The sequence below is a fragment of the Kitasatospora acidiphila genome (genome assembly GCF_006636205.1).
Taxonomy (GTDB): Bacteria; Actinomycetota; Actinomycetes; order Streptomycetales; family Streptomycetaceae; genus Kitasatospora; species Kitasatospora acidiphila.
The window spans coordinates 8269081-8279551 of record NZ_VIGB01000003.1; the positions used below are offsets into that span (position 1 = coordinate 8269081).

1 protein-coding gene is annotated in these 10471 nt (G+C 72.0%); it reads left to right on the forward strand.

Translation table 11 applies throughout. The features are described from left to right. Window positions 1-7: 7 nt before the first annotated feature. A complete protein-coding gene (locus tag E6W39_RS38850) occupies window positions 8-10456 on the forward strand; it encodes a type I polyketide synthase (RefSeq protein ID WP_228718786.1) in 10449 nt (3482 codons plus the stop codon). The last annotated feature ends 15 nt before the right edge of the window (window positions 10457-10471 follow it).

A 10471-nucleotide genomic window follows, 5' to 3' on the forward strand; every position in this document is an offset into this window, starting at 1 on the left:
CTTCGGGATCTCGCCGCGTGAGGCACTGGCGATGGACCCGCAGCAGCGGCTGCTGCTGGAGACCTCCTGGGAGGTGCTGGAGCGTGCCGGCATCGACCCGGACACCCTGTACGGCAGCCGGACCGGTGTGTTCGTGGGCGCCATGGCGCAGGAGTACGGGCCCCGGCTGCACCAGTCGACCGGAGTCGTCGCCGGTCATGTGCTGACCGGTACCACTGCGAGCATCCTCTCCGGCCGGATCGCGTACAGCCTGGGCCTGGAGGGGCCGGCGGTGACGGTGGACACGGCGTGTTCGTCGTCGCTGGTGGCGCTGCACCTGGCGGTTCAGGCGCTGCGTTCGGGCGAGTGCGAGCTGGCGCTTGCCGGGGGAGCGACCGTCATGGCCAACCCCGGCATGTTCGCCGAGTTCTCGCGCCAAGGCGGGCTCGCGGCGGACGGTCGGTGCAAGGCGTTCGCGGATGCGGCGGACGGCACGGGCTGGGCCGAGGGTGTCGGCGTGCTGCTGGTGGAGCGGCTGTCGGATGCCCGCCGCCTGGGTCACAAGGTGCTTGCGGTGGTGCGGGGTTCGGCGGTGAACCAGGACGGTGCGTCGAATGGTCTGACCGCGCCGAACGGTCCGTCGCAGCAGCGGGTGATCCGGCAGGCGCTGGCGAATGCGCGGCTGGCGGTGGGTGATGTGGACGCGGTGGAGGCGCACGGCACGGGGACGCGGTTGGGTGACCCGATCGAGGCGCAGGCCCTGATGGACACCTACGGTCAGGGGCGCGCGGCTGAACGGCCGTTGCTTCTGGGGTCGTTGAAGTCGAACATCGGCCACGCCCAGGCTGCTGCCGGTGTGGGTGGCGTGATCAAGATGGTGATGGCGATGCGGGAGGGTGTGCTCCCGCGGACGCTGCACGTGGACGCGCCGTCGCCGCATGTGGACTGGTCGGCGGGTGCGGTGGAGTTGCTGACGGAGCCGCGGACGTGGCCGGAGACGGGCCGGGTGCGTCGGTCTGCGGTGTCGTCGTTCGGGATCAGCGGGACGAATGCGCACGTGATCCTGGAGCAGGCGGAGGAGCCTGCGGAGGTGGCGGAGTCGGGGGCGTTGGTTGGGTTTCCGGTGGTGCCGTTGGTGGTGTCGGGTAAGTCTGAGGAGGCGGTGCGGGGTCAGGCTGCGGCGCTGTTGGAGTGGGTGCGTGAGGGTGATGTCCGGGTGCTGGATGCGGCGTTCTCGGTGTTGACGTCGCGTTCGGTGTTCGAGCGTCGGGCGGCTGTGGTGGCGGCTGATGGTGGTGAACTGCTCGCTGCTCTGGGTGGGTTGGCGTCGGGTGCGGTCGGGGTGTCGGGTGTGGTGTCTGGTCGGTTGGGGGTGGTGTTCTCGGGTCAGGGTTCGCAGTGGGCGGGCATGGGGCGGGAGTTGGGTGAGGCGTTCCCGGTGTTCGCCCAGGCGTATGAGGCGGTGTGTGCGCAGCTGGGGGTGGAGCTGCCGTCGGATGACTTGATCCATCAGACCGGGTTTGCGCAGCCGGGGATTTTCGCGTTGGAGGTGGCGCTGTATCGGTTGTTGGAGTCGTGGGGTGTGACGGCTGGGGTGTTGGCCGGGCATTCGGTGGGTGAGATCGCTGCCGCGCATGTGGCGGGGGTGCTGTCGCTGGAGGATGCGTGTGCGTTGGTGGTGGCGCGTGGGCGGTTGATGCAGGCGCTGCCGGCGGGTGGCGCGATGGTGGCGGTCGGCGGGTCCGAGGAGACGGTCCGCGAGGTGCTGGCGCAGGCCGAGGGTGTGTGGGTGGCGGCGGTGAACGGTCCGTCGTCGGTGGTGCTGTCCGGGCACGAGGAACCGGTGTTGGCGGCTGCCGAGCGTCTGGCCGAGCAGGGCTGCCGTACGCGGCGCTTGACGGTGAGTCATGCGTTCCACTCGGGTCTGATGGATCCGATGCTGGAGGAGTTCGCGGGCGTCGTGGCCGGGTTGGAGTTGCGGGAGCCGATGCTGCCGCTGGTCTCCACGGTGACCGGCCGGGTGGAGTCGGAGTTGTGGACGCAGCCGCAGTACTGGGTGCGTCAGGTCCGCGAGGCGGTGCGATTCGCTGACGGTGTCGCCGCCATGCTGGACTTGGGTGTTGGCAGCTTCGTCGAGGTCGGGCCGGATGCGGTGCTGTCCGGGATGGTTGCTGAGTGCCTGCCGCAGGACGGCCCGGCCCGCAGCGTGGTGCCGACCATGCGCTCGGGCCGCGACCAGGTCCGCGCTGCCGTGGAGGCGCTGGCGCGCCTGCACGCCACCGGCACCCCAGTCGCCTGGCCCGCGCTGTTCGAGGGCTCCGGCGCCCGCCGCGTCGACCTGCCGACGTACGCGTTCCAGCGCCGCCGTTACTGGCTGCACGCGCCCGGAGCAGCCGGCGAGGTGGGCGCAGCAGGCCTGGACGCGCCGGATCACCCGCTCCTGAGGGCTGCCGTGACGCTCGCCGGGTCCGGCGAGGTCCTGATGACCGGCCGCCTCTCGCTGGCCACCCATCCCTGGCTCGCGGATCACGCCGTGCTGGGCGACGCCATCGTTCCCGGTACCGCGCTGCTGGAACTGGCGCTCCGGGCCGGCGCGGAGGTCGGCTGCGGGCTGGTCGAGGAACTCACCATCCAGGCTCCTCTGGTGCTGCCCGCAGTCGGCGGCATCCTGCTCCAGCTCTCCGTCGGAAGGCCGGATCAGGGCGGCCGACGTACCGTCGAGCTCCACTCCCGGCCCGAGTACGGTCCGGACGAGATCCCGTGGACGCTCAACGCCGCAGGCACTCTGGCCCCACAGCAGTCCGAGCCGTCCGAGAGCAGCACGGTCTGGCCCCCGGAGGGTGCGACCGAAGTCGCGATCGACGGGTTGTACGACCGCCTCTCGGAGCTCGGCTTCGCCTATGGTCCGGCCTTCCAGGGGCTGCGTACCGTGTGGCGTCACGGTGACCGCACCTATGCAGAGGTCGCACTGCCGGCGGATCAGCACGGCACCTCGTTTGCTCTCCACCCCGCGCTGCTGGACGCCGCTCTGCACGCGGTGGCGTTCGGCGCACCCGACCTGCCGTCGAACGGCACCCTGCCGTTCTCCTGGAGCGGTGTCCGCCTCCACGCCGAGGCCGCGTCCAGCCTGCGGGTCCGGTTCACGCCTGTCGGCAGTGGGACGGTCGCCCTGGACGTCACCGACGAGTTCGGGCAGCCGGTCGCATCGATCGACGCCCTTGCTCTGCGCCCGGTCAGCGCCGAGCGCCTGCGGGCCGCCCGGACCTCGTTCCACGAGTCGCTCTTCCAGGTCACCTGGTCGGGCGCGCCGATGCCCGCACCGTCGGAGGCGACCCGTGCCGTGGTCGGTGGCCCGCTGACGGACGGCGACGAGTGCTTCCCCGACCTCGCCACCCTGGCCCGTGCGGTCGATGCCGTCCGTCCGGCGCCCGACGTCCTGCTGCTCGCCCCTGAGCCGCGTCTGGAGGGCGGTGAGGGACCGGAGGCGGTGCGCGCCTCGGTCCGGCACCTGCTGGCCGACCTGCAGTCCGCGCTGGCCGACGAGCGGTTCGGCGATGCCACGATCGCCGTCGTGACCAGGAACGCCGTGTCCACCGGTGGAGAGCCGCCGCAGCTGCCCCAGGCTGCCGCCTGGGGTCTCGTGCGGGCTGCTCAGACCGAGCACCCGAACCGGATCGTCCTGATCGACCTGGACGAGCAGGACTCCTCCGTGGCCGCGGTGCCGGCTGCACTGGCCTCCGGTGAGCCGCAACTGGCCGTCCGATCCGGCGAGTTGCTCGTCCCCCGGCTCGGCCGGGTGCCCTCCGGGGACGACACCCCGGTGGTCTTCGGTGCCATGGGCACCGTCCTGCTGACCGGCGCGACCGGCACCCTCGGGGCGCTGCTGGCCCGTCACCTGGTGACCGGGCACGGCGTGCGCCACCTGCTGCTGCTCAGCCGTCGCGGGGCGGCCGCACCAGGGGCGACCGAGCTGGTCGACGAGTTGGCCGCACTCGGCGCGACCGCCCAGGTGGCGGCCTGCGACGCGGCCGATCGGGACGAGTTGGCGGCGGTCATCGCGGCCATCCCCGCCGACCGGCCGCTGGTGGGCATCGTGCACGCCGCCGGTGTCCTCGACGACGGCGTCATCGAGTCCCTCACACCCGAGCGGACCGACGCCGTGCTCCGCCCGAAGGTCGACGCGGCCTGGCACCTGCACGAGCTGACCGCCGACCTGGACCTGCGGGCCGTGGTGTTCTTCTCGTCCATCGCCGGTGTCCTCGGGAATGCCGGTCAGGGCAACTACGCTGCGGCGAACGCCTTCCTGGACGCCTTCGCCCAGCGGCTGCGCGACCAGGGCGTCCCCGCGACCTCGCTGGCCTGGGGGCTGTGGGACCAGCGCGGCGGCATGTCGGGCAGCCTCGACCAGGCAGGCGTCGACCGACTTGCCCGCTCGGGTCTGCTGCCGCTGGGGGCCGCCGAGGGCCTGGCGCTGTTCGACGCGGCGCTCGCCGGCCCCCAGGCCGCCGTGGTGCCCGCCCGGCTCGACCTCGCGGCGCTGCGCGAACGCGCGGACGGCGCACCGGTCCCCGTCCTGCTCAGCGCCCTGGCGCCGGCACCGGCGCGGCGGACGCTCGACGCCAGGAGGCGTGCGGCGGGCACGCTGGCCGACCGCCTGCGCGGTGTCGCCCCGGCCGAGCGCGAGCGCCTCGTCCTCGACCTGGTCCGGACGGAGGCGGCCGCGGTTCTCGGCTACGCGTCGAAGAACGCTGTCACCGAAGGCCGGGCGTTCAAGGAGCTGGGCTTCGACTCGCTCTCGGCCGTCGAGCTGAGGAACCGGCTCAACACCGCCACCGGCCTGCGCCTGCCGACCACCCTGCTGTTCGACTACCCGACGCCCGGCGAGCTGGCCGCCCACCTGTGCGGCGAGGTCTCGGATGACGCCGAGCTCTCCGGGGCGGACCAGGCGACTGTCGGCCGTTCGGCTGCGGTGGGTGCGTCGGATGAGCCGATTGCGATCGTGGGGATGAGTTGCCGGTATCCGGGTGGGGTGCGGTCGCCGGAGGAGTTGTGGCGGCTGGTCGCGGGCGGGGTGGATGCGGTTTCGGGGTTCCCGGCGGATCGTGGGTGGGATCTGGCGGCGTTGTATGACCCGGATCCGGATGTGCGTGGGACGTCGTATGCCCGTGAGGGTGGGTTCCTGCACGAGGCGGCCGAGTTCGACCCGGCGTTCTTCGGGATCTCGCCGCGTGAGGCGCTGGCGATGGACCCGCAGCAGCGGCTGCTGCTGGAGGCGTCCTGGGAGGCGTTCGAGCGGGCCGGCCTGGACCCGGAGTCGCTGCGGGGCAGCCGCACCGGTGTGTTCGCCGGGGTGATGTACCACGACTACGCGACGCGGCTGGCGAACATCCCGGACGGTTTCGAGGGTTACCTCGGCAACGGCAGCGCGGGCAGCGTGGCATCCGGCCGGGTGTCGTACGTGTTCGGCCTGGAGGGGCCGGCGGTGACGGTGGACACCGCGTGTTCGTCGTCGCTGGTGGCACTGCACCTGGCGGCGCAGGCGCTGCGTTCGGGTGAGTGTGATCTGGCGCTGGCCGGTGGTGTGACGGTGATGTCGACCCCGGCGACCTTTGTCGAGTTCTCGCGGCAGCGTGCGTTGGCGGCGGACGGTCGGTGCAAGGCCTTCTCCAACGCCGCGGACGGCACGGGCTGGGCCGAGGGTGTCGGCATGCTGCTGGTCGAGCGGTTGTCGGATGCTCGTCGCCTCGGTCACAAGGTGCTTGCGGTGGTGCGGGGTTCGGCCGTGAACCAGGATGGTGCGTCGAACGGTCTGACCGCGCCGAACGGCCCGTCGCAGCAGCGGGTGATCCGGCAGGCGTTGGCGAATGCGCGCCTGACGACCGGTGATGTGGACGTGGTGGAGGCGCACGGGACGGGGACGCGGTTGGGTGACCCGATCGAGGCGCAGGCGCTGCTGGCGACCTACGGCCGGGATCGTGACGCCGAACAGCCTTTGTGGTTGGGGTCGTTGAAGTCGAACATCGGTCACACCCAGGCGGCGGCGGGCGCCGGTGGTGTGATCAAGATGGTGATGGCGATGCGGGAGGGCGTGCTTCCGCGGACCCTGCATGTCGATGAGCCATCGGCTGAGGTCGACTGGTCGGCTGGCGCGGTGCAGCTTCTGAGGGAGGGTCAGATCTGGCCTGACCGTGGGCGGGTGCGTCGGGCTGCGGTGTCGTCGTTCGGGGTGAGTGGGACGAATGCGCACGTGATTCTTGAGCAGGCGGAGGTGCCTGCGGAGGCGGTTGTTGAAGAGCCTGTGGTGGGGCTTCCGGTGGTGCCGTTGGTGGTGTCGGGCAAGTCCGAGGCGGCGGTGCGGGGTCAGGCGGCGGCGTTGGTGGAGCGGCTGGAGGCTGATCCTGGGCTGGGGTTGCTGGATACGGCGTTCTCGCTGGTGTCGTCGCGTGCGGTGTTCGGGTCCCGGGCGGTGGTGACGGGGTCGGATCGCGGTGAAGTGCTGGCTGGTTTGGGTGAGTTGGCGTCGGGTGGGGTGTCCTCGGGTGTGGTGTCGGGGTCGGTGGTTGATGGTGGTGTGGTGTTTGTTTTCCCGGGTCAGGGGTCGCAGTGGCTGGGGATGGCGGGGGAGTTGCTGGTGGCGTCGGAGGTGTTCGCGGCCCGGATGGGTGAGTGTGAGCGGGCGCTGAGCGGCTTGGTGGATTGGTCGTTGGGTGAGGTGGTGCGTTCGGGTGATGAGGGGTGGTTGGAGCGGGTTGATGTGGTGCAGCCGGTGTTGTGGGCGGTGATGGTGTCGCTGGCGGAGGTGTGGCGGTCGTACGGGGTTGAGCCGGCGGCGGTGGTGGGGCATTCGCAGGGTGAGATCGCGGCGGCGGTGGTTGCGGGTGGGTTGTCGTTGGAGGACGGCGCGCGGGTGGTGGTGCTGCGTTCCAAGGCCATCGCGGAGGAACTGGCCGGTTCGGGCGGGATGGTGTCGGTGGGCGCGGGTGCCGGTGAGGTGCGCGGACTGCTGGAGCAGTGGGGCGGCGATGGCGTGTCGGTTGCGGCGGTCAACGGCGTTGCCTCGACGGTGGTTTCGGGCCCGACCCTGCCGCTGGAGGAGTTCATGGCCTGGTGCGAGGGTCGTGAGGTGCGGGTGCGGCGGATCCCGGTGGACTACGCCTCGCATTCGCAGATGGTGGAGGGCCTGCGTGAGCGTCTGGCCCGCGACCTGGCGCCGATCGTGCCGGTCTCCGGCCAGGTGCCATTCTGGTCGACCGTGACCGGCGGCTTCCTGGACACCAAGGAGCTCGACGCCGCGTACTGGTACACCAACCTGCGTCAGACGGTGGAGTTCCGTCACGGCGTCGAAGGCCTTCTGGCGGACGGTCACGGCCTGTTCATCGAGGTCAGCTCGCACCCCGTCCTGGTTCCGGCGATCGAGGAGGTCATCGGCGAGCAGGACACCGTTGCCGCGGCGATCGGTACCCTGCGTCGTGGTGAGGGTGGCTGGGCGCGTCTGACCGCGTCCCTGGCGCAGGCCTTCGTGCACGGCGCCCCGGTCGCCTGGCCCACCCTCTTCGAGGGCACCAGCGCCCGCCGCGCCGACCTGCCCACCTACGCGTTCCAACGCCAGCGTTACTGGCTGGACGCACCCAGTGCGCCGAGCGACGCGGTCGACCTCGGTCTCAGCTCGGGTGACCATCCGCTGGTCGGGGCCACGGTGGAGCTGGCCGGCGGCGAAGGGGCGCTGTTCACCGGACGGTTGTCGCTGTCGTCCCACCCTTGGCTCGCGGACCACACCGTGTTCGGCGCCGGCATCGTGCCGGGCACGGCGCTCGTGGAGCTCGCCATGCACGCCGGACGCCAGGTCGGCTGTCCGGATCTTGAGGAGCTCACCCTCGCAGCGCCGCTCGTCCTCGCGGAGCACGGCGGGACGCAGCTGCAGCTGTCGCTCGGTGAGCCGGACGACACGGGCAGGCGAGCGGTCCGCATCTTCTCGCGACCGGAGGGGACCGGAAGCGACGCAGAGCAGTGGACCGCCCACGCGAGCGGCCTGCTGGCTCCCGAAGCTGACGGGGCACTCGCCGAGCAGCTGTCGGAATGGCCGCCGGCCGGTGCCGCACCGGTCGACGTCGACGAGCTCTACCACCGGCTGGGACTTCACGGCCTGGAGTACGGTCCGTCGTTCCGCGGCCTGCGCACCGTGTGGCGCCGCGGCGATGAGATCTTCGCCGAGGTGGAGCTTCCCGAGGCGGTGCGGAGCGACGCGGCGGCCTATGGTCTGCACCCGGCCCTTCTGGACGCCGCCCTGCACGCCCTGGGGCCGGAGGTCCTGATCGCGGACCACTCCTCCGTCCGACTGCCGTTCTCGTGGAACAGGGTCCGGCTGCGGACCGCCGGCGCGTCGGTTCTGCGGGTCAGCCTGCGACTGAACGGCTCCGAGGACGTGTCCGTCCTGGTGAGCGACGGCAGCGGCAGGCCGGTGGCCGGCGTCGAATCGCTCGCGATCCGGCCGGTTGCGGCCAGCCGGCTCGCGGGTGCCCGGAGCAGCGGTCAGGACGCCCTCTTCCGGCTGGACTGGCCGACGGTGAGCGTCGTACCGGACCGGGCCGAGGAGTCGGACGCACCGGGTCCTTGGGCAGTGCTGGGAGCGGACGACCTCGGTGTCGCGACCGCTCTGGGGCAGGCCGGCCGGCAGGTCTCCCGCCACCCGGACCTCGCCGACCTGTGCGCCGGCCTCGACGGTGGCGCACCCGTACCCGGCATCGTGCTCGCGCTGTGCACGGAGGCGAGCGGAGCCACCCAGGCGGCGGCCGCGCTCGACGCCGAGCAGCGCGCCCTCGACCTCGTGCAGTCCTGGCTGGCCGACGAGCGCCTGGCCGACGCCAAGCTGGTGCTGGTCACCCGCGGGGCGGTCGCGGTCGCGCCCGGCGACACCGAGCCGGACCCGACCTGGGCCGCAGTGTGGGGGCTGATCCGTTCCGGACAGAGCGAGAACCCGGGACAGTTCGTGCTGCTGGACCTGGACGACAGCGTGCTCTCACTAGACACCCTTGCCGCCGCGCTGCTCACGGACGAGCCCCAACTCGCCCTGCGACAGGGCGGAGCGCACGCTCCCCGGCTGGGCCGGCTCGAACTCCCGGTGGAGAGCCGGCCCTTCACGTTCGACCGGAACGGTACCGTGCTGATCACCGGCGGCACCGGCACGCTCGGCGCGCTCGTGGCACGCCACCTGGTGTCCGCGTACGGCGCCCGCCACCTCGTGCTGACCAGCCGGCGCGGCCCGGACGCCCCGGGAGCAGCCGAACTGGTCGACGAGCTGGCCGAGTCGGGAGCCGAGGCAGTCGTGGTCGCCTGTGACGCCGCAGACCGGGCCGCAGTGGCGGAACTGCTCGCCGGGCTTCCCCCGGAGCACCCGCTCACCGTCGTGGTGCACGCCGCCGGGCTGCTGGACGACGGCATCCTCTCCGCCCTGACGCACGAGCGACTCGACCGGGTGTTCCGTCCGAAGGCGGACGCCGCGGTCCATCTGCACGAGCTCACCCAGGGGCTGGATCTGGCCGCGTTCGTCCTCTTCTCCTCCCTGGTCGGCACGGTGGGAGTGGCGGGCCAGGCCAACTACGCCGCCGCGAACGCGTTCCTCGACGCGCTGGCGCAGCAACGCCGCGCCCAGGGGCTCGTCGGCTCGTCCATGGCCTGGGGCCTCTGGGACGACCCGGGCGGCATGACCGGACACCTGGACCGGACCGACCTGATGCGGCTCGGCCGGATCGGTGTGGCCCCGCTCTCCGCCGAGGACGGTCTCGCGCTGTTCGACGCCGCACTGTCCACGGACGAAGCCGTCGTCGTCCCGGCGAGGCTGAACACCGCTGCGCTGCGGCTGCTCTCCGAGGAGCCGGAGGCGCTGCCGGCGGTCCTCCGCGACCTGGTGCCGGCAGCCGCGCGGCACGCTCCCGGCGCACTCCCGGGGGCGGCTGCGGTCCGGTCGCTGGCGGAGCAGCTGGCCGCAGCCCCCGCGAGCGAGCACGAGCGCATCGTGCTGGACGAGGTCCGGAGCCACGCCGCAGGCGTGCTCGGCTACGCCCCGACCGACTCCGTCTCGGCCGACCAGGCATTCAAGGAGCTGGGCTTCGACTCCCTGACGGCCGTGGAGCTGCGCAACCGACTCAACAAGGCGACCGGGCTCCGCCTGCCGGCCACGCTGGTCTTCGACTTCCCGACCCCTCGGGAGATCGCCGACCACCTGCGGGCACGGCTGCTGGACGAGGACACCGACACGATGCCCGTCCTCGGACAACTCGACCAGCTGCGGGGCGACCTCTCCGCCCTGGAAGCGAGCGAGGCCGAGCGCGCCCAGATCACCACGCGCCTCGAAGCCCTCCTCGCCGACTGGAAGTCCGCAGCACGGAGCAGTGCGGATGACAGCGATGTGATCGAAATGGCGACGGCTACGGACGACGACTTGTTCGAGCTGATCGACAAGGAGCTCGGGCTCTCCTGACCCAGCCCGCCCACC